Origin of the sequence: Actinoplanes regularis (assembly GCF_900188005.1) — a bacterium.
Classification (GTDB): Bacteria; Actinomycetota; Actinomycetes; order Mycobacteriales; family Micromonosporaceae; genus Actinoplanes; species Actinoplanes regularis.
Window position 1 is genome coordinate 19481 of record NZ_FZNR01000012.1, and the last position, 25536, is coordinate 45016.

Below are 25536 nucleotides of genomic sequence, written 5' to 3' on the forward strand. Positions count from 1 at the left end.
CGATCTCCCGGTCCGGGCTCTGACACGGCCCGGACCGGGGATCGGCTTCGCTGCCGCTGGAGGACCTGTTCCAAGCGCCGCGCTCGGACACGGCTTGCCCTTGGAACTAGGTGATCTAGGCGAAGTCGCGATACTTGATCTTGGCGCGGCGGCCGTCCGGGTGGTGCCAGACGATGCCCTCGTACTGCGGGTGCGCAACGATCCACTCGCGCAGGCCGTCCAGGTCACGAGGGACGTCGAAGCGGTCGGCGTCGGCGTGTGCGACCAGCTCGTGACCGGCCGTACGCTCCGGATTGCCGTTGATCTTCGGACCGATCAGCTCGTACGTGCCGGGCCGCCAGGAGGCCGACCGGGCGACCGCCTCGACGTGGCACACCGCGTACGAGGACTGGGCGATCGGCTCCCAGCCGACGGTCTTCCCGGTGTTCTCGTCGGTCATCACCGGGCGGTAGCCCGGCGGGCGGGTGCGCCCGGGGCGGACCTCACGCCGCGCCCACCATGTGCCGTCCTCGTCGAGCAGCACGCAGGTCCCGTCGTATTTCCTGGTCGCGACGCCTTCTCCGGCGAGCACCCACCGGCACTCCGGATTCGCCGTGGGCAGCACCCGCTTGCGGTCCTCGGGGTCACGCTGAAACAGCGTCGGAATCTTGCGCATGCGGCAATCCTCGCAGCCGCGTCCACCGATTAAGCATCGGCCGAAGACGTCGAAGGTCCGGCCCATCGGGGTCTAACATCAGGAAGTGATCAACGGCGGGCACGTGATCCTGTACAGCCGCGACGCCGAGGCCGACCGGGCCTTCTTCCGGGACGTGCTGGGATACCCGCACGTCGACGCGGGCGGCGGCTGGCTCATCTTCAAGACCCCGCCCGGGGAGCTGGCCGTTCACCCGGCCGACGGACCGCCGGCGCACGAGTTCTACCTGATGTGCGACGACCTCGCCGAGACCATGGCCGAGCTGAGCGAGCGCGGGGTCGAGTTCTCCGAGCCGCCGAGCGACCGGGGATGGGGCCTGCTGACCAGCATCGAACTGCCCGGCGGGGGCCGGCTCGGTCTGTACGAGCCCCGCCACCCGGTCGCGCACTCCCTGCCCGATGGCCGCTGAGCCGGACCGGCAGCCGGGCCACCCGGTTCAGATCGGGTAGAGCAGTTCGCCGGTCAACGGGTCCTGTCCGTAGCGGCGGCACAGCTCGACCAGAACGTCCTCGTGGGTGACGGCCACGTTCATCACGGTGTCGTTGCCGCCGTAGTAGACCAGCAGCGAGCCGTCCGCACGCCGCACCATCGCGCAGGAGAAGACCACGTTGGGTACGTGCACGTAATCGGACTCCCCGACCTGGCAGTCGGCCCGCGTCGGGAACAGCACCGGGATGCTGGACATCAGGACCCGCCGGGGATCGTCCAGGTCGTGCAGCGCGATCCCGAGGACGTACGGATTCCCGTCCATGGTGGTACGCACGCCGTGGAACAGGTCGAGCCAACCGGCGGACGTCCGGATCGGCGGCGCGCCCGGCCCGATCTTGTCCGAGAACGCGCTGGGCCCCCAGCCGGTACGCATGATCGGCTCGTCGTCGATCTCCCAATCCCCCGAACGGAAGTCGACGGCGGACCCGATGCGGATCTGCGTGTAGGTGCCCCCGGTATCGCCCGGCAGCACGTCGTTGGGCCGGAACAGCCCGAAGTACCGGCCGCCGATCCGCTCACTGAAGATCACGACGTTGCGCATGTCCCGCTTGAGGACCGGCCCATGACGTACGACGTTGGTGAAGTCCTCGGTGACCGCGAGACAGACCCGCACCTGGTTGCGGATCTGCGCGTCATAGCCGCTGTAGGTGATCACGTACTCGCCGTCGACGACGTTGATCCGAGGGTCCTCGACCCCACCCGACTCGAGCCGCACCATCGTGGACTTCTCGATGCCCGGCGCGAAGGCGTCCTCCGGGGTGGCGGGCTTCAGCAGCGGTTCCGGATCGACCCGCCACCCGGAGATCCCGTCGGCGCTGCGGGCCACTCCGATCACGCTGACCCCACTGCGCAGATGCGACCGGAAGATCATCACCGTCTCGTCGCCGACGACCGCCGCGCCGGCGTTGTGCACCGTGACCACCTGGCGATGCGGATCGGTCCACACCTCGTTGACGTGCCGTGCCGTCAGCACCGGATTGTCCGGGCAGCGCAGCATCGGCTCGTTCAGCGAGACCACGCCGCCACGACCGTGCCCCAGTTCGACCTTGCGCTCCACCACCGCGACGCTACGCCAGCCACCCTGCCCAGCAGCGAAATACGAGAGAATCCGCTGCCCGTCCAACTCCGCGGCCGGCCGCGGCATCCCGCCGACCCCCGCATGCCGGTACGGCCCGCCATGCGGCCGGTATCCCGCTCCCGCCGCTCCCGCAGACCGTTACCGGCCCGCAGAGCTTCTCAGAACGCCATCGCGACAGTCTGAACGATCGCCAGAATCAGCCATCCGGCTCCTATAAAAGCAGGGATCCCTCGCAGCACATAGTTGCTCGGCGATTTTGCGAGAATGGCAAGGCGTCGGCGCCCTATTCCCTTTCTGCCGAACAGAACCACCGTTCCACCTTTCATCTCGGCAACTCGCTCCAAGTGCGCGATGGCCTCCTTGCGCCACTGCAGATAGAAGACGCCGGCACCCAGGGTCACCGAGAAAGCGACCGCCGACACCATTCCCAGCAGACTGGTGAGAAGGAGGATGAGCGGCTGCAGATCGTTGTTCTTCAGGCCGAGCGAAATACCGCACAGCGCGGCCAGACCGACGGTGACGTAGAAGAAGTTGTTGAGTTTCTGCCAGTTCAGCAGATCCTCGTGCTTGTAGAGATCAACGGCGAGGTGCAGCTGCTGCTCAAGCATTCGCGTGCTACGCGGCAGGCGGACCCACACCGTTCTCGGGAGTCCGTCGGGAGGTGTCATGGAGATCGCCGGGCGAAAACCGAGCTTTCGGTGCAGGCCGGTCGACGGGCGGTTCTCAGGGTCCGTGACGACCGCGGCAGCTATGTTGATGTCCGGGTTCCGATCGATGACGCGGTTGTAAAGAAGCGAAGCGATACCCTGCCCGGCGTGGCCCAGTGAGACACAGACCTGCTTGATGACGATGAAGTCGTCGAAGAAGTCCCCCAGGCGTACGTTCAGCCATTCATCGCCCTGCACGCGATCCTTGCCGTACGCGATGACGAACCCCGCCAGCCGCTTCTGCACGCGAACGACATAGAAGTACTCCGCCCTTTCAAGCAGTCTCCGGTAGTCGCCGATATCGAAATCCGATACCAGGAATCCATCGGTCATCGCACTTTCCCTGGGCGTTACATCCAGGGCTCTACTCCGGGCCAACTCCAGGATTTCTTGAAGATCATCGGACATTGCCGGTCGAATTTCCACCTCTTCTGAACCCATCACGCAATTCTCCGTATCATCGCGTCGTGAAACAGAGAATACCGTCAGTCGTCAACCGGCGACTCCGAGCAACAATTGATCAGAAAAGGCCGTTCAGACGGTACGAGGTCCGGATCATCGCCGGGAAGCCGACCAGGCTGGTCACGGCTCGCTCCAGATCCTGAACCTCCATGCCGCGCATGGTGGCAGCTGGCGGTCCGGTTCACCGGCGCGGCTTCAGGAACAGGTTCGCGGCGAGGCCGGCGAGGCCCATCAGGGCCGCGAAGGCCCCGGCCGCGGTGCTTCCGAAGACGACCAGCAAGGTCGCGTCGCTCATCCCGGCCAGGCTTCCGACGTACGCCGCCATGGCCGCGATGATCGGCGACAGGGTCAGTGCGGCCAGGGCCGCGACGGCGAAGAAGACGATTCGGTCCCGCATTTCTTCCTCCGGGCTGGGATTGTTGACCATCATGGAACCCCGGAATTGAAAAGGCTCCCGTTTGCCGCCGGGAGCCTTTCCTTCCGCCTCCGGTCCCCTCTCCCCCATCAGACGGGGGGACCGCAGTTCGCCGAGCGGACCGCTACCGCCGGGTCGGCTCGACCTCACCACCCCAATCGTCGTACTCCTTCACGAGGACCTCGCCGGGGGAACCGGCTGACACCGATTCCCCCGTGTGCGCGGTCCTACCTGGCGCGGCCAGCCCCGCTCGGGCGTAGACCTGCGCCGTAAACGTGTCCACATCCTCGTCGGACACCTGCTCCGCGAAGGAATCGGCCAGTTTCAGCAAACGTTTGCCGACGTTCACCTCAACCCCCCTCATCCAAGAAGAACCCGAAGTTCTTCGATTGCGGATCGATGCAGCCGATCCACCTGTCCTCTGGAGCGGCCCATCAGCCGGGCCGCATCGACCCAGCTGAGCTTCAGCCAGTAGTGGAGAAAGATGATCTCGCCCTTCTCCGGATCCAGAGAGTTGATCGCCTGCCGTACCTCCCACCCCGGGTCCCCGACCGACGGCCGCTCCCAGATCTCGGCGATCCGGTCGGCGTGGCCGGGTAGTCCCGCGGGGGACTCGCGGCGCCGATAGCCGGATTTGAGCTCGTCGAGGAAGAGGTTCCGAACGGTCTGGTAGACGTACCGGGGACTCTGCTTGAACAGTTCCCGCTTGCGCGGGTCGGGCCACTGCTCGTAACACCGCACCGCGGCGTCGCCGGCCAGCGCTCTACCTTCGCGGCCACAGATGCTGTGGCCGGCTTTCAGGAAGATCAGCCGGGCGCCGCTCTCGAACCAGATCACGAAGTCGTCCGACAGGATCTTGCGTTGCCCATTGTCAAGATCCCGCCAGGCCGGCGCCGGTTCCCCGGCGCGCCGATGCCCCGGACTCTCGTCCTGGGCACCGACCGGTTCGTCGCCCAGGGCGGGCAGTTGCCCACCGCCGGCCGAGTGCTTCGAGGTACTCACGGCATTGAGCCCCTTCAGCAGAGAACACTCCCGCTCCGATGGCGGGAGTCGGGGGACGGTGTCCCCTCGGTGAATGACACGACACGGACGCCCGCGAATGCACGCCCGCTCGGCAAGATCTTTTGTCGGCGGGTAATCGCGTCGCGCGGTGGTGGGTGGTGTGTTTGGGTGGCGGAATGGGACAACCGACGCTGCGTACCGAGCGGCTGCTGCTGGTTCCGCTGGCGGACCGGCACTTCGAGCTCGAGGTCGGCCTGGATGCGGACGCCGAGGTGCTCAAGTACATCTGGGGGCGGGCCCGCACCCGGGACGAGGTCGTCTCGTCGCACGTGGAGCGGATGGCCCTGGGTGCCAGGGTGGACGGGCTCGGATTCTGGATGGCGTTCGGCTCGGAGGGCGGGCGCCGCGGGTCGGAACTGCCGGAGAGCGAGACCGTCGGCGAGTTCGTCGGGCTGATGATGCTGCCGCCGGCGCACGGGCACGATCAGCCGGACGATCCGACCGTGGCCGAGCTGGGCTACCGCCTGGCCCGCCGGTACTGGCGGCAGGGGCTGGCCACCGAGGCGTCGCGGGCGCTGCTGCGGCACGCGTTCGACACGGTCGGGCAGAGCCGGGTGCTCGCGCAGACCATGGCGGTGAACCTCGGGTCGCGCGGGGTGATGGAGAGCGTGGGGATGCGCTATCTGCGTACCTTCCATCCGCTCTGGGACGATCCGCTGCCGGGCGCGGAGGCCGGCGAGGTGGAGTACGAGATGACCCGCGCCATGTGGGAGTCGCGCCGTGGCATCCGGTGAGGCGTGATGCCCGACGTGCGCGGCGCCGTCGCCACGGCGCTCCCGGATTACCGGGTGGAGTCGGTGGCGCTGCTCGGCGAGGGCACGGAGCACATCGCCTTCGAGATCAACGGCGAGTTGATCGTACGGTTCGGCCGGGCCCCTGATCCGGAACGGACAGACCGTGAGGCGCGCCTGCTCGCCGCGGTCAGGGGTCTCGCGTCGCTGCCAGTGCCCGAGCCGGTCTTCGTACTGCCGCTTCTCGGCTGTCTGGCCTACCGCAGGTTGCCCGGTACCCCCCTGCTGGACGTGCCCCGGCCCGGCCGTCCGGAGCGGATCGCCACCGTGCTCGGTGAGTTTCTCGCCTCGCTGCACGCCGTCGCGCCCGGGCGGCTGGCCGGGCTGCTCGACGTGGACGACGACCCTCCGGCCGAGTGGCTGCGGGAGGCCGCGGCGGACTACGAGACGGTGGCCGATCACCTTCCGGCGGGTTACCGCGGGAGGGTCGAGGCTTTCCTGGGCAGCGCGCCGCCGCCGGACGGGTCCACGCCGGTCTTCTCCCACAACGATCTGGGCATCGAGCACGTCCTGGTCGACCCGGAGACCTCGGCGGTCACCGGGATCATCGACTGGGGCGACGCCGCCCTCGTCGACCCCGCGCACGACTACGGCCGGCTCCTTCGTGATCTCGGGCCGGCGGCGCTGCTGCCGGGTGTGGCCGGTGCCGGCGGCGAGAACGGGGCGGCGCTCCGCGAGCGCGCCGTCTTCTACGCCAGGTGCGGCATGCTGGAGGATCTGGCGTACGGCGTGGGGACCGGGCGGCGGCGTTACGCCGACAAGTCCCTGGCCGCGCTGGCATGGCTCTTCCCGGCATAGGATCGTCAGCGGTTCCGAAGAGCGAGCAGGGGGCGGCGGGCGATGAAGCGGGCGACGCCGCAGATCCGGGACGTGGCGGCGGCCGCGGGTGTGTCGCACCAGACGGTGTCGCGGGTGCTGAACAACTCGCCGAGGGTCCGGCCGGACACCCGTCAGCTCGTGCTCGACGCGATGGAGCGGCTGCAGTACCGGCCGAACCGCGCGGCGCGGGCGCTGGGTCTGGGGCGGGCGAACGGGGTCACGGTGGTCACCGCGAACACCACGCTCTACGGGTACGCCGGGGTGTTGCGGGGCGTCGAGGAGGCGGGCCGGCTGCTGGGGCTGACCGTCGGGGTCCGGGTGGTGGAGTCGGAGGCGGCCGACCACGTGCGGCACGCCGTGGAATACGTGACGGATCCGAGCTGCGGAAGCGTGATCGTCGTGGCGTTCGACCCGGCCGGCTCCGGGGTGCTGCGGGCGATGCCGGACGGGGTCCCGATGGTCGCGGCGACCGAAGCCGGCGGCCTGCCGGGCGTGGACCGGCGGATGATCTTCCTGGACGAGCGGCAGGCCGCCGCCGACGCCACCCGCCACCTGCTCGATCTGGGGCACCGCACCGTCCATCATGTGGCCATCCCGTCCGAGCTGCGGGACAGCGCCCGGCAGCGCGGCTGGCGGGAGGCCCTGGAGCTTTCCGGCGCGGTCGTTCCCGACGTGGTGCCGGCCGGCTGGGATCTGGCGAGCGCGCACCGGGCCGGGCAGCGGCTGGCCGCGGACCGCACCGTCACGGCGATCCTCTGCGGGAACGACGACACCGCCCTCGCCGTGCGCCGGGCGTTGCACGAGGCGGGCCGGGACGTGCCGGGCGACGTGAGCATCGTCGGCTTCGACGATGTGCCGGGCGCGGCGTACTGGACGCCCGCGCTGACCACGGTCCGGATGGACTTCGCGGGGCTGGGCCGGGCGTGTGTCGCCGCCCTCGCCGACGACACCGAGCCGCTGCGCCTGGACCCGCCGCGCCTGGTGGTCCGGGAGTCCACGGCCGCGCCGCACGGGGTCTAGCTAGCGGCCACACTTGCGGCCTGAACAGTGATTCCAAGAAAGTGATGCAAGTCACACCTCAAGCGCGACGAGGAAGGGGGGTTTTCGCCCTGACTAGTAGACGGCCACGGCGCCGTGGTCTTGAGGAGGACAAGTGAGAGCCCACCATCACCCGCGGGATGCGCGGAGTGCCAGCGTTGAACTCGTAGCGCTCCGCCGGCAGGTCGCCCAGCTGTCGGCCGGTCCGGCGGCGTGTGCGGCCCAGCGGCTGGCTCGCGATGTCGAGGGGATGCTCGAGCCGGTCTGGACCATCCTGTCCGCCCAGGGCAGCGGCGAAGGGGTCGGCTTCCTGCGGCGCTTCGGGCCGACAGAAGGATCGGAGCTCGTCAGCGAGTTGAACGACCACGTCCTTCAGGAAGCAACGCACGCTTACGGCGCTCTTGACCTGACCGCGCCCTCGACCGCCGGGATCTGGCGGTCGATCAGCCAGCCCTCCGTCGCGCTACTCGAATCGGTCCGCGCTCCGGGCTCAGCCGTGGACACCGACACCCTTGAGGTGACCGTGCGGCCCTTCCTGCCCGACAGGCTGCTTGCCGGTCAGGACGACACCACGATCGTCCCGGCGCTGCGCGCCGTCCTAAGACGGTGGTGCGAACTGGCCCGCTACGCCAGCGGCGAGCGGAAGGAGACGGCCCGGCTCACCCTCGCCGCGGCGATGCTGGCGCGCGGCGCGGTGCTTGACGGTGACACCGACACCGTCGCGTGGTTCCTCAAGCGCTGGCTCGGTCTGTCACCACAAGCGAGCCGGATCGACGGAGCGAGTGCCGCACTGCTCGAAGGCGGCTGGGTGCGCAGACGACTCGATCACGACTTCTCCGAGATCGTCGCCACCGTCTCCTCGCTTCGCCTGGAGATCAACCACCAGCACCGTGCCCACCGCCCGGTGTGGGAGACCCAGCTCAAGGGTTTCTCAGTCAGCCTGTTGAGCGAACCCGTGGACGCGTCGGGGACCGAGCTCTCCCACACGGTGCCCACGTCAGCTGTCGACGAGACGGATGCCGTCGACACTCGCGTTCTCCTCAAGCTTGCGTTGGCGACTTTGACAGAACACGAGCAGCACGTCGTGTCCCTCATCTACCTCGGCAGTCGTACACGCAGCGATGTTGCCCACACTCTCGGCATGAGCGCGAGCGCAGTCGACAGGCTCGTTCGGCAAAGCATGGTCAAGCTTCGGGCGCAGGTGAGCGAGCGATGAGCGAGACCAGCCTGGCCATTCTCGTCGGCGGCGCCGTCAGCATCTGCGTACTCCTACTCGCCGGATTTGTCATTCTCCAGCTCAAGGCCAGAACGGCGGTCGTCGTCGCCGTCCTTGTCGCCGTCACCGGGCTGATCGCTACGCTGCCTCCGATCGTGCGCGCCTTCCAGTCACCCGAGGCCACCGCCCCCGCTCCGGCGGATCCACGGCCGCGGCCTTGACCGGCGCCGTCAACGGCTGAGTCGCCCTGGCGGTGCCGGAAGAACCGGTGACCTCCACAAAGCATCGGTAAGTGCGGAGCCGCGGCGGAATCAGGCTCCACCAGTAAGGCCACCGACGGACGCCGGGCGGTGTCGCCTTCGTCATGATCAACGGGGTGGCGAGCCGGTCGATCACTCTGTTTACCTGATCATCGCGTTCCGCGGCGGTCGTCGATGCTGAGGCCGTGAACGGGGGCGTCGTCGTGCTTGCGGGTGCGGCGATGAAGGTTGCCGGACGATCGACAGGAGATGATGGAATGACGTCGCAGAGCCGCCGAGGGCTGATCACGGGATCGCTGGCGGGGGCGGCCGGCCTGGCCGCCGGGGGGATGATTTTCGGTCAGCCGACGGCCGCGCTGGCCGCGACGGAGGGGCTCGTCGTGATCACGCCGAGCGGTAAGAAGAGCGGGGTCGAGGATCACGCCGCGATCCAGGGCGCACTCTCCGATGTGAACCGCCAGGTGCTGCTGAGCGCCGGCGAGTTCTACATCAACCAGCCGATCGTCATGCGCTCCAACCAGCGGCTGATCGGTGCCGGCGCGCACGCGACGAAGATCAAGCAGGTGGGTGCCGGGCACGGCATCACCTCGGTGAGCGACTTCGCGATCAACTACGTGACGATCGCCGGCCTCAGCATGATCGGGCAGTACGACCCGGACACCGCGCCGCCGGCCAACGGTCCCTCCGGCATCCGCCTGGTCCCCGGTCCGGCCGAAGGGCCTTCGAACATCACCATCGAGGACTGTGTCGTCGAGAACTGGGGCGACTGCGGCGTCTACCTCACCGCCGTGATCGCGTCGAGGATCACCCGGGTCCAGTCCGCCAGGAACGGCGGCAACGGCTTCTACGTCACGAACACCGCGACGGCGGCCGCCACCTCCCTGGCCTTCGAGGCCTGCTACGCGCTCGAGAACAAGAAGAACGGCTACGAGCTCGACTGGGTGAGCTACTCGACTCTGAACGCGTGCGCCGCCGACGCCACGGGCGGAAAGCGCGGTTACCTGCTTCACGGCTGCGCGTCGGTGACGCTCACCAGTTGCGGCGCGGAGGAGTTCACCGAGGAGGGCTTCGCCGTGACCAACTCCAGGAGCTGCAGCCTGATCGGGGCCTTCACCTACAAGGGCGCCAAGACCGGCATCCGCATCAGCGGCTCCACCGTCAACCAGACGATCGGTGGTGCCGTCCAGGCCGATCCCAAGTCGGTGGACAAACCCTCGCTGACGAACTTCATCGTGGCCGAGGCGGGCAGCTCGGCGGTGATCTGGGGCGTGACCCGGACCAGCCCCGATCTGCTCTCCGAGAAGGTCACCAACCTCGACGGATCCGCCTGACCGCCGCCTCCGGGCATCGACATCATTCAGTAACAAAACCGTAACGCACTCTTCCGTGCGGGGCGTGTGACCGGTCACACTCAGGCCGTCCACCAGTCATGTGACCGGTCACATCTCCATGAAGGAGACCCCCGTGCGATCGAGACACATCACCGCCGCGGCGCTCGCCGCCACCGTCCTCGCGGCGAGCCTGCCCGCCTCCCCGGCCGTCGCCGCCGCCTCCCAGTTCACCGTAGACCTGGCCACCGGCACCGGGGCGCTGCGCTACGGCGCCACCGGCTTCCTCTACGGCCTCGGTGACGAGGGCATCCCGAACGAGACCATGCTCGCCGCACTGAAGCCGCAGGTCACCGCGCAGAAGGCGCCCGACGGGCTGCAGCATCCCAACGGCGACGCGCTGCGGATCGCCCCGATGTTCAAGCGGGCCGGCGGCCGCGAGATCCAGATCTACATGCAGGACGTCTACCAGCAGTGGCCGTACGAGAACCTGGGGCTCGCCGACTACCTGACCAAGGTCGACACGATGACCCGCAAGGTGGTCGCCGACCCGTACCGGAGCTCCTACGTCTACGTCCCGTTCAACGAGCCCGACCAGATCTGGTACTCCGGCAACCTCTCCGCCCTGCTCGCCGACTGGAAGACGGTCTTCCAGCGGATCCGCTCGATCGACTCGTCGGCGCGGATCGCCGGCCCGAACTTCGCCGCCTACCGCTCCGCCGACCTGCGCACCTTCCTCACCTACGCGCGCGACAACAACGTGCTGCCGGACGTGATGACCTGGCACGAGCTCGGCGACGACTTCTACACCAGCTGGCAGCAGCACTACGACGACTACCGCGCGATCGAGCGGAGCCTCGGGGTCAGTGCCCGTCCGATCTCGATCAACGAGTACGCCCGCTCCGCCGGCGACCTCGGTGTCCCGGGCAACCTGGTCCAGTACGTCGCCAAGTTCGAGAACAGCAAGGTGGACGGCTGCCTCGCCTACTGGACCACCGCCGGTGGCCTGAACGACCTGGTCACCCGGAACAACCAGGCGACCGGGGCCTGGTGGCTCTACAAATGGTATGGCGAGCTGACCGGCAACACCGTCGCGGTCACGCCGCCGTCGGCGAGCGGATCGCTGCAGGGCCTGGCGGCCCTGGACGCCACGAAGAAGCAGGCGCGGGTCATCCTCGGCGGCAACAACCCCGCCACCGGCACGTACGACACGAACGTGCTGGTCAAGGGCATCCCGTCCTACCTGGGCAGCACGGTCCACGCGACCGTCTGGGGCGTCGACACGTCCGGCACGAACCCGTCCACCGGGCCGTACGTCGTCAAGGAGGGCGACTTCACCGCCACGAACGGGCAGGTCACGGTGCCGCTGACCGGGCTCAAGGGGCAGTCGGCGTACCAGGTGATCATCACGCCGGACCGGGACCTGACCGCGGCCTCGACCAGTCGCTACGAGGCGGAGTACGCCGCGATCGCCGGCACCGCGAAGATCACCTACGGCAGCAACACCGGCTACTCCGGAACCTCCTTCACCGAGGGGTACGGGGCTAGCAGCACCGCGTCCACGAACTTCGTGGTCACCGCGCCCGCCGACGGCTACTACAACCTGGCGCTGCGCTACTCGGCCGGGCCGTACACCGGGGCGCCCGCGAACCGGTCGATCCGGCTGCGGGTCAACGGCGGCGACCTGACCGACGTGGCGCTGCCCGGCACGACCGACTGGAACACCTGGAAGACCGCGATCACCAAGGTGTACCTGCCGGCCGGCATCAACCGGATCGACTACCACGCGTTCGCGAGCGACGACCGGGACGCGGCCAACCTGGATCATCTCGAACTCACCGCGACCACGGGCACGGTCACCGCGTACGAGGGCGAAAGCTCGGGCAACACGCTCTCCGGAACCGCCGTGGTGGTCAGCGACACCGCCGCCTCCGGCGGTAGGTACGTCGGCTGGCTGGGCGCCGGTGCCGCCAACACGCTCCGGTTCAACGGGGTCAGCGCGGCCGCCGCGGGCCGCTACCGGCTGGTCGTCACCTACGCGAACGCCGAGGTCGTCGGCGAGCACGACTACAACACCAACATCGTCGACCGGTACGCCGAGATCAGCGTCAACGGTGGCGCCGCGAAGAAGGTCTACTTCCGCAACACGCTCAGCTGGTCCACCTACCGGACCGCGGTCGTCGACGTGGACCTGGCCGCCGGGGCGAACACCATCACGTTCGGCAACGCCTCCAGCGGCTACGCACCGAACATCGACCGCATTCAAGTCGCCGCGGTCCTGGGCTAGGGGACAGCGGCGCCGGGAAACAGGAGCATCCGTGACCTTGGAGTGGGGAAATCTGGCCATCGACACCAGCGGGGACGCGCCGGCGCGACTGCACGGCACCGGACAACCCCTGGTGGAGATCCTGATCGCCGGGGAGGGCCGCGATCACGTGTCGCGGCGCTTCTCGGAGACCTCGGTCGGCCGCCGGCTGCGGGTGACCGGCGTCGCGGAGACCCGCGACGGGAGTTGGCACGAGCTGCGCCTGGATCAGCGGGACGGGCGGACCGGCCTCGCCGTACGTCTCCAGCTGCGCCGGGCCGCGGAGACAGCGGCCTTCCAGGCGCGGACCACGGTGACCAACGACGGACCCGATCCGATCCTGCTCCTCGGCGTCACCTCGCTCGCCGCCGGTCTCAGCGGACCGGCGGCGGGCGATCTCGACCTGCTCACCGGGGCGAGCGAGTGGCTGGGCGAGGGCCGCTGGACCCGGCGGCCGCTGCGCGAGGTGATACCCGGCCTGAACCTGCGGCTGCACGGCCAGGACGGGCGCGGCTGCCACACCGTGACCAGCTCCGGAACCTGGTCCACCGGCGCCCGCCTGCCCACCGGCGCCCTGATCGACCGGATCACCGGCCGGTCCTGGTGGTGGCAGATCGAGCACAACGGCCCGTGGCGTTACGAGACCGGCGAGCGCCGCGACGGCGTCTACCTGGCGCTGCTCGGCCCGACCGACGCCGACCACCAGTGGCAGCAGTGGCTCGCCCCGGGCGAGTCGTTCACCACGGTCCCGGTCTCGGTCGCGGAGTCCGTGGCGGCGCTCACCGCGCACCGGCGGGCGCTGCTGCGGACGCCGGCGACGCTGCCGGTGGTCTTCAACGACTACATGAACACGCTGATGGGCGACCCCACCACGGAGAAGCTGCTGCCGCTGATCGACGCGGCGGCCACGGCCGGCGCGGACGTCTTCTGCGTCGACGCCGGCTGGTACGACAACGACGCCGACTGGTGGGACAGCGTCGGTGAGTGGCAGCCGTCGCAGACCCGCTTCCCGCGCGGCCTCGAGGAGGTGCTCGGCCGGATCCGCGACCACGGCCTGACTCCGGGCCTGTGGCTGGAGCCGGAGGTGATCGGGGTGCGCAGCCCGGTCGCCGACAAGCTGCCGGACGCCGCGTTCCTGCAGCGTGGCGGTGCCCGGGTGGTCGAGCACGGCCGGTACCACCTGGACCTGCGGCACCCGGCGGCGGTCGCGCACCTGGACGAGGTGGTCGACCGGCTCGTCGAACAGCTCGGGGCCGGCTACTTCAAGCTGGACTACAACATCGACCCCGGCACCGGCACCGACGTGGACGCGGACAGCCCCGGCGCCGGCCTGCTCGGGCACAACCGCGCGCACCTGGACTGGCTCGACCGCGTCCGGGACCGGCACCCCGGGCTGATCCTGGAGAACTGCGCGTCCGGGGCGATGCGCGCCGACTACGCCCTGCTCAGCCGGATGCATCTGCAGTCGACCAGCGACCAGCAGGACTTCCGGCTGTATCCGCCGATCGCGGTGGCCGCTCCCCTGTCGATCCTGCCGGAGCAGGCCGCGAGCTGGGCCTATCCGCAGCCGGAGATGACCGACGAGGAGATCGCGTACACCATGTGCACCGGGATGCTCGGTCGGCTCTACCTCTCCGGCCGGCTCGATCGGATGAGCGCCGGACAACTGGAGCTGGTCCGGGACGGGGTGCTCGCCCATCGGGAGATCGACCTGCGCGGGGCGGTTCCGGTGTGGCCGCTCGAGCTGCCCGGCTGGGACGACCCGTGGCTGAGCCTGGGGCTGCGGGTCGCAGACACCACCTACCTGGGTCTGTGGCGACGGCCCGGTGCTCCGGAGAGCACGACTCTGCCCGTCGACGGGGAGGTCGAGGTGCTCTACCCGCGGCGGCTGCCGCCGTGGACGTACGCCCGCGAAGCAAACGCTCTGACCGTGACCGTCCCGCGAACCGCGTCATACACAGCCCGGATCTTCAAGATCCGGCACTGATAACCCCCGGAGGATCCCTATGAACCGCTGGATGGCCGCCACCACCGCGGCACTGCTCACTATCGGACTCGCCGCCTGCACCGACCCCGGTGCCGGAGACACCGCCACCGAACCGGCCGCGATCACCTGGCCCGAGCCGGCCGCCAAGCTCGACGGGGTGAAGCTGACCGTCTGGGCCGCGCAGAACAGCAACACCGTCCCGAAGAAGGTGATCGAGGGCTTCCAGCGGGCCACCGGCGCGAGCGTCCAGGTGGTCACCATCCCCGACCCCTACGAGCAGGGCATCCAGACCAAGGTCGCCACCGGGGACAAGCCGGACCTGGCGTTCTGGCAGCCGACCGCGTCGATGCTGACCGCGATCAACGCGAAGACCAACCTGCAGCCGCTGACCGGCGCGCCCTGGCTGGACCGGCTGGACCCGAAGCTCAGGGACATCACCGGCCTGCTCGGCGACGTCCGGTACGCGGCGCTGGTCACCAGCCCCGCGGTCGAGGGCGTCTACTACAACAGGGAGGTCTTCGCGGCGAACGGGGTCACCGCGACGCCGAAGAACTTCGAGGAGCTGATCACCCTCGCGAAGACCCTCAAGGGCAAGGGGATCACGCCGTTCCACGAGATGGGCGCGGACCGGTGGGCCACCCAGTGGTGGGTCCAGGTCCAGCTTGCCGACGCGGCCAGGAGTGGACTGTGGGACCGGATCAATACCGGTCAGGAGAAGTTCACCGACCCCACGATCCTGGGCGCGATCAAGAAATACCAGGAGTTGATCAAGGAAGGGCTGTTCAACAGCGACATCAAGACCGCCAAGTTCGAGGACCAGGGCACCGCGCTGCTGAACGGCAAGGCGGCGATGGTCGTGCAGGTCAACTCGTTCTTCGGGCAGCTGCAGGCCAAGGCGGACACCGCCACGCTGAACTCCAGGATCGGCTTCTTCCCGATCGCGCCGTCCGGCAACGTCGGCACGTTCATCCCGGACCAGTCGAACGCCCTGGTCGCCTTCAAGACCGGGGACGCGAAACGGGAGGCGGCCGCCCGGCAGCTGCTCGCCTACTGGATGGGCCCCGGCTACCAGGACTTCCTCACCGACCGGAACACCGTCTCGCTGGAGACCGGCGTGGCAGATCCGGCCGGCGTGCCGCAGGCACTGCTCGACGTGCACGCCGCGGTCGGCTCCTCGGCCGGGTCGATGCAGGCCCTGGCCGTCGCCAACCCGGACCTGTACCTGAACCTGGCCGACATGATCGCCGGGACGATGACCCCGGAACAGGTGGCCAAGGCCACCCAGGACCAGTTCGAACAGCTGGCCAAGGCTGCTGGTTACTTGAAGTGACCAGCGCGATCGGCACTCTGACGAAAGCCCGGGCGCTGCCGCAGGCGGCCCCGGGCACCATCACCCGGCGTACCCATCCGCTGTGGTTCCTGCTTCCGGCGTACGCCCTCCTGCTGGTCTTCTTCGTCCTGCCCACCGCCTACCAGTTCGTCTACGCGTTCACCGACTGGTCCGGGTTCAAGGCGTCGATCAACCCGGTCGGCGTGGAGAACCTCACCCAGCTCGCCTCGGACGGCACGCTGTTCCGGGCCCTGCGGATCACGGTGGTCTACGCCGTCCTGGTGGCGATCTTCCAGAACGCGTTCGGCTTCGGCCTGGCCGTGCTGCTCGAACGGGACACCCTGGTGAACCGGATCTGCCGGACGTTTTTCGTGGTCCCGGTGCTGATGTCGGCGCTGGCCGTCGGCTACGTCTTCCAGGCCCTGCTCAAGGGCACCGGCCTGCTCGCCGACACCACCTGGACGATCGTCGTGGTCGCGCTGATCCACGCGTGGAAGTGGATGGGCCTGGCCATGCTGATCTACCTGGCCGGTCTGAAGACCATCCCGGAGGACGTGCTCGAGGCCGCGCGGATCGACGGCGCGTCCCGGTGGCGGGCGTTCTGGGCGATCCGGGTGCCGCTGCTGGCACCGGCGGTCACCTTCAACGTGGCCACCGCGCTGCTCGGCTCGATGAACGGCTTCGACATCGTGCAGGCCACCACCGGCGGCGGGCCGGCCCGGACCACCGAGCTGCTCAACATCTTCATCTACCGGACCTTCGGCCAGGGGCTGTTCGCCCAGGCGACCACCATGAGCCTGGTGCTGTTCCTGCTGGTGACGCTGATGGCGTTCCCGGTGATCTATCTGCTTCGCCGCCGCGAGGAGGTCCAGTGATCCGCCGTCTGCAGCCCGTCGCCGCCATCGCCCTGGTGGTGCTCCTGATCGGAGTGCCGCTCTGGCTGGTGGTCGCGACCGCCGGCAAGTCGCGGGGCGAGGCGATCGACCCGAACCTGAGCCCACCGGCCGAATGGCACCTGCTCGACAACCTCCGGCAGGTGTGGACGGAGGCCGACGTGCCGGCGGCGTTGCTGGGCAGCCTGCTGATCGTGGTGCCGACCGTGGCCGGGGTGCTCGTGCTCGGCTCGATGGCGGCCTGGGTGCTGGCTCGGCGCGGCTCCCGGCTGACCGCGGCGCTCTACGCGCTCGGGATCAGCGGGATCATCCTGCCGCCGGCCGTGGTCACCGTCGTCCTGCTGCTGCGCCAGCTCGGCCTGGCCGGCACCGCGCTCGGGATGATCGGGGTCTACCTGGGCGTCTACCTGTCCACAGTGATCTTCTTCGTGACCGGCTTCGTCCGGACCATCCCGGAGGCGCTGGAGGAGGCGGCGCGGATCGACGGTGCCGGGCCGGTCGCGGTGTTCCGCCTGGTGGTGCTGCCGCTGCTGCGTCCGGTGCTGGCCACCGCGACGATCCTGATCTGCCTGTACGTCTGGAACGACGTCTTCTACGCGTTCTTCGTGATCGGCGGGCGGCTGGACACCCTGCCGCTGAACCTGTTCCGGGTGGCGAGCGCGGGCCTCTACCTGAACAACTGGCACCTGATCTTCGCGTACGTGATCCTGATGAGCCTGCCCCTGGTCCTGGTCTTCGCGGTCGCCCAACGGAAGATCATCTCCGGGATCACCGGCGGCGCGGTCAAATAGAGGTGGCGCGCCCGCCAGCGCGCCACCACCCCCCTCCACTGAGGAGAGAACTCGCGGCGGCCCGCTGATACAAGCGCGAGGTGTCGCCGATCCAACAGCCCAAACGGCCACTCACGGCGATAGCCTCATCACGCCCAGTCGACGTGGAGGTTGAGATGGACGCTCTTGCCGGCCGGTTGGCGGCCGAAACCGACATCCGTACCCTGCAGATGAGCCAATACCCGGCAGACTTCGACGAGTCGCCGGAGATCCCGGCGCACGGCCTGCAACCCGACGGCCGGTTCCACCTCGGAGACCTGCGGGTGGACGTGTCCACCGGGGACCCGATCGGCGACGTCGGCTACCAGAACTGCGTTCCCGCCGCCATGGCCCTGCTCGCCCAGGGGTGGTACGCGGCGGCGAAGGAGCAGTTCACGCCGACCCTCGAGGACACCCTGAAGATCTACGAGAAGGTGTCGCCGTTCCACCGCGACCCGGCGCCGGCCGCCCTCATCCGCTCCGCGCAGCCGCACTCCGGGCACCGCGAGGCACACAACGACTTCGGCACGAGCCTGCTGCTGGCGCTGAAGCTCTGGGTGCACCAGGACCAGCCGCTGGCCGGCCTGCTGCCGGAGGCCCGGTCGTTCCTGGAGATCGAGCCCCGCAACCTGGACCAACTGCGCGAGTCGGTGCTGCGGTTCGGCGGCGCGCTGGTCGGCCTCGCCCTGCCGCAGTCGATCAAGGACGGCAGGGGCGTGCTGCGGGACTCGTGGTCCGTGCCCGGCTACGGCCCGGTCTACGACGCCACCCCGGGCAGCCTCTCCAGCCACTGCGTGGCGATCACCGGGTATTCCCGGCGCGAGTTCTTCTGCCTCAGCGCGGGGCGGGTGCGCCGGCTGTCGCCGGAATTCCTGCTCACGTACGTCGAGGAGGCGTACACCGTGACGCCCGCGACGGTGCTGGACGGCAACCCGGCGCTGCGCGACCAGATCCTCCGGGACCTCGAGGAGATCCGCCGGACCGACCGCCCCGCCGGGATGCCGGCGTTCAACCACCGCTGGCGGGGCGGCAACATCATGTAGCGTCCCCGAATCGTCGGCATCGCGTACCAAAGATCATCATCTGCCACGGGGGAATGATTTCACTGGCCACCGTCACCTCCCGGCTGCGCAGACCCCTCGCCGCGCCGGATCAGCGCGGCCTCCCAGCGGTTCGACGCGCCCAGCTTGGCCAGGAGGTTCGAGACGTGCACGCTGACCGTCTTCTCCGCGATGTCCAGGCTGCGGGCGATCCGGGCGTTGGTCCAGCCGAGCGCGATCAGGTCGAGAACCTGGGTCTCGCGCCGGGTCAGGCCCCAGTTCGGCGTGTCGTCGGCCGGTTTCTCGGACGCGGGCCCGGACTGCAGGACGACGCCGGCCAGCCCGGCCAGCTGCTCCAGTTCGCGGGTCAGCCGCCGGGCCCCGAGCCCGGCGGCCAGCCGCGCGGCCGTGGTGATCTCGCGGTGCAGGGCGGTGGTGGCGCCACGGCGTAACAGGCTGTCGGCCAGGCGCAGGCGGGCCTGCGCCTCGGGGTAGGGATGGCCCAGCTGCGCCCAGGTCGCCGCCACCGACGTCCACGCGGCCTCCTGCGGCTCCCCGCGGATCCGCAGCAACTCGGCGCCCGCGACCTGGCCGAGCGCCTCGGCGACCGGCAGCGCCCGCCCGGCGCCGGCCAGCCGCAACGCCTCCATCGCCGACGAGACCCGCTGCTCCAGCGTGTCCGCCCAGCCCAGCCAGCTCTCCGGGGCGGCGTGCAGGGCGAACGCCGCACCGGCGGCCTGCAGCCCGCACACCGCCAGCCGCAGCGCGGGGAACGCGCCCTCGCCGTCACCGAGCTTCGCCAGGCCCTCGTCGACCGCGCGGCGGGCGGCGCGCCAGTTGCCGTCGGCGATCTCCAGGGCGGCCAGCGCGGTGTACGCGTGCCCGACGAAATCCTGGTCGGTCTTCCCCGCCGACCGGCTCATCACCAGATCCAGGATGTCCCGGGCGGCGTCGCGCTCATCCCGGGCCACACACACCTCGGCCCGCACGTACTGCAGGTAGAGCGGCAGGTCGTCGGCGGCCTCGTCGGGCAGCACCGCGCCGATCAGCCGCTCGATCTCGTCCCAGCGCCCCAGGTCGAGCAGGATGTCCGCGGCGTTGCCGACCAGGACCATCCCGGTGGTCATCCGCAGCCCGAACCCGGCGGCCAGATCGCAGCCGCGCCGGGCCAGCGCGAGACCCTCCTCGAGACGGTTGAGCATCTGCAGGCAGTAGGTGAGGTTCGTGTACGCCCGGAGGATGTTCTCCTTGCTGTCCGTGCTCTCCGCCACGGCCAGCCCCTCCCGCAGCTGCTCCACCCCGGCATCGCGGTCACCCAGCAGGAACCGCACCGTCCCGAGCGTGACCAGCAGATATCCGCGCTCCACCGGCGCCTCGGCGACGGCCAGGGCGGCGTCCGCCTCGCGCAGCGCCTGCCGGTAGTGGCCGCTGAGCATCAGCACCCGCGCGTACATCTCCCCGGCCCGTGCCGTGAGCGACGGGTCGGCGAGGCCGTCGAGCAGCGCGATCGAGCGGCGGGCGGACGCGAGCGCCCCCGGGGTGTCGTTCGCCCGCCAGCGCAGCCGGGCCAGGTGCTCGTGCAGCCCGGCCAGCACCCGCGGGTCGCCGTCCACGCCGACCACCTGGATCGCCTCACCGGTCAACTGCACCGCGCGCTGCGGATCGCCGGCGTAGTCGAGGACCTCGGCCGCCTCGTCCAGCAGACGCGGATAGGTGGTCTCGCCGACCGCGGCGGCGTCCGGGACCCGCCGCCACAGGTCGAGGACCCGGCCGTACTGCCGGCGGGCCTCGGCGTAGGCGTGCACGGTCGCCGCCGAACGGGCGGCGCGCAGGGTCCAGAAGAGCGCGTCGTCGTCGTTGCCACTGTGGAACCAGTGGTGGGCCAGCTCGGCCTGGACGACCGGCGACGGCTCGCGGCCGAGCGACGCGGCCAGGGCGGTGGCGACCGCCCGGTGCAGGCCGGCCCGCTCCCCCGGCAGCAGGTCCTGGTAGAACGTCTCGGCGGTGAGCGAGTGCCGCAACTGGTAGCTGGCCTCCGTCGTACGGACGAGGAGTTGCCGGGTCATCGCGTCGCGCAGGCCGGATCGCAACGCCGGGCCCGGCAGGCCGCTCGCGGCCTCCAGCAGCGCGCCGGAGACCGGGCGCCCGGCGGCGGCGACCACGCCGACGATCTGCTGGCCCTCCTCGGAGAGACCGTCGACCCGCATCATCAGCAGGTCCCGCAGGTGATCCGGGACCGGGCCGCCGGGGTTGCGGCGCTCGGCGGCGAGGATCTCCTGGGCCAGGAACGCGTTGCCGCCGGAGCGATCGTGCACCTTCGTGATCACCTCGGCGGAGAGCCCGCCGCCCAGCATGACGCCGAGCTCCTCCCGGCCGAAGCGGCTCAGCTCCAGGTAGGTGGTGGTGCGCCCGCGGATCAGCTCACCGAAGACGACCCGGTGCCGGGAGTCCTCGTCGAGCTCGTCGGTCCGGAACGTCCCGGCGATCAGGACCGGCACGCGGCGCAGGTTACGGCTCAGGAAATGCAGCAGGTCCAGCGAGGACGTGTCCGCCCAGTGCAGGTCCTCGAGGAGCAGGACCAGCGGGCGCTTGCCGGCGAGGCGCCCGAGCAGCTCCAGGAAGAGCGAGAACAGGTGGGCGCGGGCGAGCTGGCCGCCCTCGCGCGGGCTGCCCGGGTCGGGCAGGACCGGGATCAGCGCGGAGAGCGCCGCCTGCTCACCGCGCGCGACCTCGACCAGGGCGGCGGCGCCGACCTCGGCCTCGACCGCGTGCATCGCCGCCAGCCACGGACCGTACGGCAGCTCGCCGGCGCCGACCGAGACACACGCGCCGCGAGCCAGCAGCAGGTCACGACCGCCGCAGCGCTCCTCGAACTCCTCCAGCAGACGGGTCTTGCCGACACCGGCCTCGCCGGCGATCAGGACGGTTCGGGGGTCGCCGCGGGCGGCGTCGTCGAGCGCCTCGGCCAGGGCCGCGAGCTCCGTCGCGCGACCCACGAAGCCCTTCCAGACTGACATGCGTCATTTCTATCCCGGTTTTCAGGCGCGGGACAGCACGGGAAATACATGGGCGAGTTGGGCGCGGCTGGTCACGCCGAGCTTGCGGAAGACCTTGGAGAGGTGGAACTCGACGGTCTTCGGGCTGAGGAACAGGTGCGCGGCGGCCTCCCGGGTGGACACTCCGGTGGCGACGATCCGGGCCACCTCGTACTCGGCCGGGGTCAGTCCGATCTGGACCCGGGTCTCCACGGTGCCGCCCAGCTCACGCTCCGCCCGGGCCAGCCACGGCGCGGCGCCGAGATCCCGGAACGCGTCACGCGCGAAACGCAGCCGATCGCGGGAGGCCCGGCGGTCACCGTCGCGGCGCAGCCTTTCGCCGTACGACAGGTGGACCCGCGCGTGGTCGAACGGCAGCTCCATCAGGGCGTGCAGCCGGATCGCCCGGCCGAAGCAGTCGCCCGCGCCGTCCGGGACGGTCAGGCCGAGAACCCGCCAGGCGTTGGCCGCGATCGGCGTCGCGGAGGAGCGGGTCAGCCCGTGCAGCGTGGCCAGTTCCGCGGGGCTCAGCGCGCGGTTTCGGACCAGACGGCATTCGAGCAGGTCGGGAAGGAACTCGGCGGCCGGGCCGGCCGCCTCGGGACCGCCGGGACGGCCCAGGGCGAGATCCGCGAGCAGGGCCAGGCCGATGCACACCGGATCCGATTCCTCCGGTTCGGCTCGCCATTCTTCCGGTACGGCGTAAAGCCCCGTCCCGGCCTCGTCACGGAGCACGGTGAGCAGGATCCGGGTGTGGTGGGCCCGGGTCACCGCTTGGTGATCGCCGGTCAGCGGGGCCAGCGCGATGGCCTGATCGGCGTCCCCGGCGGCACCGGAGAGGTCACCCGACCGGGCGAGCGCCCAGCTCCGCAACGCCAGGACGGCCGGGAGCCGGCGGATCGCCCCGGTCTCCCAGAGCCCGGTCGCGATCGACCCCAGCCGGTGCGCGGCCGCCCGGTGCCGGCCCCGCGCCATCTCCCGCCGGGCGGCCGCGACCGCCTCGCCGACCAGCGGCGCGCGCATCGGCTCGCCGGTCGCGGCCGCGCGGCGCAGCAGCTCGGCGGCGTGCCGGTGCTCCCCCGCCAGCTGCGCGTCCGCCGCGGCCAGGGTGAGCAGCCGGCGACGCCCGGCCGGGGCCACCTCGGCGGCCAGCTCCAGGGCGGCCGCCGAGGCGGCGTGGCCGGTGGCGCCGCGGGCCACGGCGGACAGGTGCTCGAGGATCTCCACGGTCGGGCGTTCGGCCAGCACGCTCATCGGTCACCGCCGAACACGGTGGCGATCACCCGGCGGGCCCAGGTCATCCGGCGTACGGCGTACTCCGGCACCTCGCCGTACCGGGCCGCCACCTCGGCCGCGCAACCCCGTGATCCGTGATAGCAACGGACCATCGCGCGGACGGCGGTGGCGACTTCTTCCGGCCCCGGATGTGATCCGGTCGGCAGCGGACTGACGAACAGCGCGTCGGTCCGGGCCACGGTCAGCATCGTCGCGGACATCTTCGCTCCCCCCTCGCCGTTTCCGGCTTCCGTTGAGGAGCGTGCGGCGCGCGATCGTCGGCACGGTAGGAAGGTCTGCCTAGGCGTCACCCGGACACCTCCCTAGGTAACCGGGTCCAGCTCCCTAAGTGGTGGCGCCCGTGGAGCGGCCCGGGGCGTCCTCCGGCTGCTCAGCGGCGGCCGCGGACCGCAGCCGGTGGTGTCGCCGCCGGACCAGGACGACGGCGAGAGCGATCCAGGCCGGCGCGGCCACCGCGCCCTTGCCGGCCCGTTCGAACAGCGGTCTCGCCTCGCCCACCGCCGCGTCACCGGTCCACATGACCAGCAGGCCGAGGTACACCCAGTAGGTCTTCGGGCCCGGCAGCCGGCCCGCCGGGGTCGCGATCGCCGACCAGAGGAGGCCCAGGCCCCCGATCAACGCCGCGACAGGCCACACGTACGGCCAGATCTCACCGGACCAGTTCACCACCGCATTATCGAGGGCTCCGCCCGCACCCACTGCCCCCCCCGCCCGCCGCGTTCAGTCGTAGAGATACGACTCGAACTCCTCGGCTAGTCTCCTGGGGCGGGAGGGACGGGACCGGATGGTGAATGGGCGGCCGACCCTTGTCGTCGTGAGCGGCCCGCCTGGCGCGGGCAAGACCACCCTCGCGCATCTGCTCGCCCGGAGAATCGGCTGTCCCGCGATCTGCCGGGACGAGATCAAGGAGGGCATGGTCCACGCCGCCGCCGCCGCGTTCGTCGCGGCGCCGGGTGACGAGCTGACCCTGCGGACGCTGCCCACGTTCTTCCAGGTCCTGGACCTGCTGCTCACCGCGGGCGTGACCACCGTCGCCGAAGCGGCGTTCCAGGACCGGCTGTGGCGCCCCGGCCTGCAACCGCTGGGCGGGCGCGCCGACCTCCGTGTCGTCCACTGCTCCGTCACGGCGCAGGTCGCCTGGGACCGGATCCAGCGACGCCGGACCGACGATCCGCTGCGCCGCGCGCACGCCGACACGCACCTCGCCGACCCCACGACGAGCGCCGCCGGCCACGACAGCTTCGAACGGGTGAGCCTGACGGTTCCCTGCATCGAGGTGGACACCACCGACGGCTATCGCCCCGGGCTCGACGAGATCGTCGCCTTCGTCAACTCCTCCGCGCCCGGGACCGACCGGACGCCCGGCCCGGCGGACCCGGAGATCGACGGCCGACGCCGGAAGCACATGCGTTCGCCGGATCGTTCGAGCCGCTGAGTCCGCCGAGAGCGCGGGCCTGTCCGGGGGACAGACCCGCGCCGGGAGGTCAGCTGCCGCTGAGGGTTTCGATCACGCCGCCGGTGAGCAGCGACTGGTAGTACGTTCCGCCCGGGTAGTACGAGGCGGTGGTGGTGCCGGCGGTGGCGTCGGCCGCCCAGTTCACCGCAAGGGTCTGCAGCGCGGTGACGTTGCGCGCCTTGGAGGTGCCCGCGGTCAGCGTGCAGAGGAAGTTGGTGCTGGCGCCCTCCGCGTCACAGTGCGAGCCGGTGGTCAGGCGCACCCCGAGGAACGGCCGGTCGAGGTCGGCGGTCAGTTCGACGGTGCCGCTGGCGTTGCTGTTGGCCAGGTACGGCGGTGACGAGATCGCCAGGATCGGTAGCGCGCTCGTCGCCAGCCCGTTCAGGCCGGTCGCCATGTTGCTCCCGGAGGGCGACTTCACCGGGTCGAGCAGCTGGACGTACTTCAGGTTGGCGAAAGCGGCCGGATACGTCGTACGCAGGATGTTGGCGATGTAGGTGACGGCCTCCCCGCCGGCGGAGTGACCAGCGAGGATGTAGTTGGCCGGCAGCGTGCTGCCGGCTCGTCCGGCGGTCCTGGCCGCCGCGGCGTAGCTGGTGGCGAGGGCCTTTCCGGTGTCGGTGGCCTGGCCGATCCAGGCGGCGACGCTGCTCAGGAAGACGGTGTTGTTTCCGGTGTTGTTGACGGTGCAGCCGTAGAGGTCGGTGGAGGGCAGGGTCGGCGTGAAGACGAGGAAGCCGGCGGCCTGGTACTTCCGGGCCAGGTCGGCGACGTTCGCGTTCGAGCGGGAAAAGCCGTGTTGCAGGTAGACGAGGGCTTTCGGGCTGGTCGTGGCTGGGAAGTACCAGTCAGCGTCCGGGGTGTAGGTGGCCGGGCCGCAGGGGACGGAGATCTCGCCGTCCACCTCGACGGCCGCGGCGTGTGCCGGGTTCGGCACGGCGAGCAGGGAGATGGACAGGGCGAGGGCGGCCGAAGCACGGCGGAGTGACAGGGACATGGAGCCTCCAGTCGGTCATCCGTAACACT

General features: G+C 70.2%; 25 protein-coding genes. 14 read left to right on the forward strand and 11 right to left on the reverse strand.

The window, feature by feature from the left end; genetic code table 11:
- Positions 1-115 precede the first annotated feature (115 nt).
- Complete coding sequence (locus CHC09_RS27555; protein WP_089296129.1) at positions 116-655, reverse strand: hypothetical protein; 540 nt, start codon at positions 653-655, stop codon at positions 116-118.
- 85 nt (positions 656-740) lie between these two features.
- Here CHC09_RS27555 and CHC09_RS27560 point away from each other — a divergent pair, with 85 nt between their 5' ends.
- Complete coding sequence (locus CHC09_RS27560) at positions 741-1103, forward strand: VOC family protein (protein ID WP_089296130.1); 363 nt, start codon at positions 741-743, stop codon at positions 1101-1103.
- A gap of 27 nt (positions 1104-1130) precedes the next feature.
- Here the strand turns inward: CHC09_RS27560 and CHC09_RS27565 are convergent, their stop codons facing one another.
- From CHC09_RS27565 to CHC09_RS27585, 5 genes are all read right to left on the reverse strand, one after another.
- Entirely contained in the window at positions 1131-2327 is a 1197-nt protein-coding gene (locus CHC09_RS27565) for a glycoside hydrolase family 130 protein (RefSeq protein ID WP_089296131.1), read from the reverse strand.
- A gap of 92 nt (positions 2328-2419) precedes the next feature.
- Positions 2420-3409 (reverse strand): GNAT family N-acetyltransferase, encoded by a 990-nt coding sequence (locus tag CHC09_RS27570; RefSeq protein ID WP_143232588.1) that lies wholly within the window; start codon positions 3407-3409, stop codon positions 2420-2422.
- Between the two features lie 202 nt (positions 3410-3611).
- The gene (locus CHC09_RS27575) at positions 3612-3827 is read right to left on the reverse strand and encodes a hypothetical protein (protein ID WP_089296133.1); all 216 of its coding nucleotides are present in this window, start codon (positions 3825-3827) and stop codon (positions 3612-3614) included.
- 142 nt (positions 3828-3969) lie between these two features.
- Positions 3970-4209, reverse strand: a complete 240-nt coding sequence (locus tag CHC09_RS27580; RefSeq protein WP_089296134.1) for a hypothetical protein — start codon at positions 4207-4209, stop codon at positions 3970-3972.
- The gene (locus tag CHC09_RS27585; protein WP_089296135.1) at positions 4206-4847 is read right to left on the reverse strand and encodes an RNA polymerase sigma factor; all 642 of its coding nucleotides are present in this window, start codon (positions 4845-4847) and stop codon (positions 4206-4208) included. The genes CHC09_RS27580 and CHC09_RS27585 overlap by 4 nt, the downstream gene beginning before the upstream one ends.
- A gap of 176 nt (positions 4848-5023) precedes the next feature.
- On the opposite strand from CHC09_RS27585, the gene CHC09_RS27590 reads away from it, so the two are divergent.
- From CHC09_RS27590 to CHC09_RS27645, 12 genes are all read left to right on the forward strand, one after another.
- A complete protein-coding gene (locus CHC09_RS27590; RefSeq protein WP_089296136.1) occupies positions 5024-5641 on the forward strand; it encodes a GNAT family N-acetyltransferase in 618 nt (205 codons plus the stop codon).
- A gap of 6 nt (positions 5642-5647) precedes the next feature.
- A complete protein-coding gene (locus tag CHC09_RS27595) occupies positions 5648-6496 on the forward strand; it encodes a phosphotransferase family protein (RefSeq protein WP_089296137.1) in 849 nt (282 codons plus the stop codon).
- A gap of 42 nt (positions 6497-6538) precedes the next feature.
- Positions 6539-7537 carry a LacI family DNA-binding transcriptional regulator gene (locus CHC09_RS27600; RefSeq protein WP_089296138.1) on the forward strand — a complete coding sequence of 333 codons (999 nt, stop codon included), beginning with the start codon at positions 6539-6541 and terminating at the stop codon, positions 7535-7537.
- Between the two features lie 268 nt (positions 7538-7805).
- The gene (locus CHC09_RS27605) at positions 7806-8771 is read left to right on the forward strand and encodes a sigma factor-like helix-turn-helix DNA-binding protein (RefSeq protein ID WP_143232593.1); all 966 of its coding nucleotides are present in this window, start codon (positions 7806-7808) and stop codon (positions 8769-8771) included.
- Positions 8768-8992, forward strand: coding sequence for a hypothetical protein (locus CHC09_RS27610; protein WP_089296140.1), 225 nt, complete (start codon positions 8768-8770; stop codon positions 8990-8992). The genes CHC09_RS27605 and CHC09_RS27610 overlap by 4 nt, the downstream gene beginning before the upstream one ends.
- Positions 8993-9288: 296 nt before the next feature.
- Positions 9289-10362, forward strand: coding sequence for a right-handed parallel beta-helix repeat-containing protein (locus CHC09_RS27615; protein ID WP_239138537.1), 1074 nt, complete (start codon positions 9289-9291; stop codon positions 10360-10362).
- Between the two features lie 133 nt (positions 10363-10495).
- The gene (locus tag CHC09_RS27620; RefSeq protein ID WP_239138536.1) at positions 10496-12646 is read left to right on the forward strand and encodes a carbohydrate-binding protein; all 2151 of its coding nucleotides are present in this window, start codon (positions 10496-10498) and stop codon (positions 12644-12646) included.
- A gap of 31 nt (positions 12647-12677) precedes the next feature.
- Positions 12678-14651 (forward strand): glycoside hydrolase family 36 protein, encoded by a 1974-nt coding sequence (locus CHC09_RS27625; RefSeq protein WP_089296141.1) that lies wholly within the window; start codon positions 12678-12680, stop codon positions 14649-14651.
- Between the two features lie 19 nt (positions 14652-14670).
- On the forward strand, positions 14671-15981 hold the full coding sequence (locus tag CHC09_RS27630) for an ABC transporter substrate-binding protein (RefSeq protein ID WP_089296142.1): 1311 nt from the start codon (positions 14671-14673) through the stop codon (positions 15979-15981).
- Positions 15978-16856: a carbohydrate ABC transporter permease gene (locus CHC09_RS27635; RefSeq protein ID WP_203833233.1), complete on the forward strand. Its 879-nt coding sequence runs from the start codon at positions 15978-15980 to the stop codon at positions 16854-16856. The genes CHC09_RS27630 and CHC09_RS27635 overlap by 4 nt, the downstream gene beginning before the upstream one ends.
- Positions 16853-17665 (forward strand): carbohydrate ABC transporter permease, encoded by an 813-nt coding sequence (locus CHC09_RS27640; protein WP_089296143.1) that lies wholly within the window; start codon positions 16853-16855, stop codon positions 17663-17665. The genes CHC09_RS27635 and CHC09_RS27640 overlap by 4 nt, the downstream gene beginning before the upstream one ends.
- Positions 17666-17820: 155 nt before the next feature.
- Complete coding sequence (locus CHC09_RS27645; protein WP_089296144.1) at positions 17821-18726, forward strand: hypothetical protein; 906 nt, start codon at positions 17821-17823, stop codon at positions 18724-18726.
- Positions 18727-18785: 59 nt separating this feature from the next.
- On the opposite strand, the gene CHC09_RS27650 is transcribed toward CHC09_RS27645, so the two are convergent.
- The 4 genes from CHC09_RS27650 to CHC09_RS27665 all read right to left on the reverse strand — a co-directional run bounded on the left by CHC09_RS27650 (position 18786) and on the right by CHC09_RS27665 (position 23720).
- Positions 18786-21740: a helix-turn-helix transcriptional regulator gene (locus CHC09_RS27650; protein ID WP_089296145.1), complete on the reverse strand. Its 2955-nt coding sequence runs from the start codon at positions 21738-21740 to the stop codon at positions 18786-18788.
- A 21-nt stretch (positions 21741-21761) separates the two neighbouring features.
- Entirely contained in the window at positions 21762-23012 is a 1251-nt protein-coding gene (locus CHC09_RS27655; protein WP_143232595.1) for a helix-turn-helix domain-containing protein, read from the reverse strand.
- Positions 23009-23254 carry a hypothetical protein gene (locus tag CHC09_RS27660; RefSeq protein WP_239138535.1) on the reverse strand — a complete coding sequence of 82 codons (246 nt, stop codon included), beginning with the start codon at positions 23252-23254 and terminating at the stop codon, positions 23009-23011. Before CHC09_RS27660 ends, CHC09_RS27655 begins: the two co-directional genes overlap by 4 nt.
- Before the next feature lie 124 nt (positions 23255-23378).
- Positions 23379-23720 (reverse strand): hypothetical protein, encoded by a 342-nt coding sequence (locus CHC09_RS27665; RefSeq protein ID WP_143232597.1) that lies wholly within the window; start codon positions 23718-23720, stop codon positions 23379-23381.
- A gap of 118 nt (positions 23721-23838) precedes the next feature.
- Here CHC09_RS27665 and CHC09_RS27670 point away from each other — a divergent pair, with 118 nt between their 5' ends.
- A complete protein-coding gene (locus CHC09_RS27670; RefSeq protein ID WP_089296148.1) occupies positions 23839-24489 on the forward strand; it encodes a P-loop nucleotide/nucleoside kinase family protein in 651 nt (216 codons plus the stop codon).
- 49 nt (positions 24490-24538) lie between these two features.
- Here the strand turns inward: CHC09_RS27670 and CHC09_RS27675 are convergent, their stop codons facing one another.
- The gene (locus CHC09_RS27675) at positions 24539-25507 is read right to left on the reverse strand and encodes an alpha/beta hydrolase (protein ID WP_089296149.1); all 969 of its coding nucleotides are present in this window, start codon (positions 25505-25507) and stop codon (positions 24539-24541) included.
- Between the last annotated feature and the right edge of the window lie 29 nt (positions 25508-25536).

Bases quoted from the DNA above. Each gene is read 5' to 3' on its own strand.
- CHC09_RS27610 (WP_089296140.1), top strand. From the start codon at position 8,768: ATGAGCGAGACCAGCCTGGCCATTCTCGTCGGCGGCGCCGTCAGCATC.
- CHC09_RS27650 (WP_089296145.1), bottom strand. From the start codon at position 21,740: ATGTCAGTCTGGAAGGGCTTCGTGGGTCGCGCGACGGAGCTCGCGGCC.
- CHC09_RS27670 (WP_089296148.1), top strand. From the start codon at position 23,839: ATGGTGAATGGGCGGCCGACCCTTGTCGTCGTGAGCGGCCCGCCTGGC.
- CHC09_RS27595 (WP_089296137.1), top strand. From the start codon at position 5,648: ATGCCCGACGTGCGCGGCGCCGTCGCCACGGCGCTCCCGGATTACCGG.
- CHC09_RS27605 (WP_143232593.1), top strand. From the start codon at position 7,806: ATGCTCGAGCCGGTCTGGACCATCCTGTCCGCCCAGGGCAGCGGCGAA.
- CHC09_RS27600 (WP_089296138.1), top strand. From the start codon at position 6,539: ATGAAGCGGGCGACGCCGCAGATCCGGGACGTGGCGGCGGCCGCGGGT.
- CHC09_RS27630 (WP_089296142.1), top strand. From the start codon at position 14,671: ATGAACCGCTGGATGGCCGCCACCACCGCGGCACTGCTCACTATCGGA.
- CHC09_RS27660 (WP_239138535.1), bottom strand. From the start codon at position 23,254: ATGTCCGCGACGATGCTGACCGTGGCCCGGACCGACGCGCTGTTCGTC.
- CHC09_RS27555 (WP_089296129.1), bottom strand. From the start codon at position 655: ATGCGCAAGATTCCGACGCTGTTTCAGCGTGACCCCGAGGACCGCAAG.
- CHC09_RS27645 (WP_089296144.1), top strand. From the start codon at position 17,821: ATGGACGCTCTTGCCGGCCGGTTGGCGGCCGAAACCGACATCCGTACC.
- CHC09_RS27580 (WP_089296134.1), bottom strand. From the start codon at position 4,209: ATGAGGGGGGTTGAGGTGAACGTCGGCAAACGTTTGCTGAAACTGGCC.
- CHC09_RS27655 (WP_143232595.1), bottom strand. From the start codon at position 23,012: ATGAGCGTGCTGGCCGAACGCCCGACCGTGGAGATCCTCGAGCACCTG.
- CHC09_RS27565 (WP_089296131.1), bottom strand. From the start codon at position 2,327: ATGCCGCGGCCGGCCGCGGAGTTGGACGGGCAGCGGATTCTCTCGTAT.
- CHC09_RS27615 (WP_239138537.1), top strand. From the start codon at position 9,289: ATGACGTCGCAGAGCCGCCGAGGGCTGATCACGGGATCGCTGGCGGGG.
- CHC09_RS27575 (WP_089296133.1), bottom strand. From the start codon at position 3,827: ATGCGGGACCGAATCGTCTTCTTCGCCGTCGCGGCCCTGGCCGCACTG.
- CHC09_RS27590 (WP_089296136.1), top strand. From the start codon at position 5,024: ATGGGACAACCGACGCTGCGTACCGAGCGGCTGCTGCTGGTTCCGCTG.
- CHC09_RS27675 (WP_089296149.1), bottom strand. From the start codon at position 25,507: ATGTCCCTGTCACTCCGCCGTGCTTCGGCCGCCCTCGCCCTGTCCATC.
- CHC09_RS27570 (WP_143232588.1), bottom strand. From the start codon at position 3,409: ATGGGTTCAGAAGAGGTGGAAATTCGACCGGCAATGTCCGATGATCTT.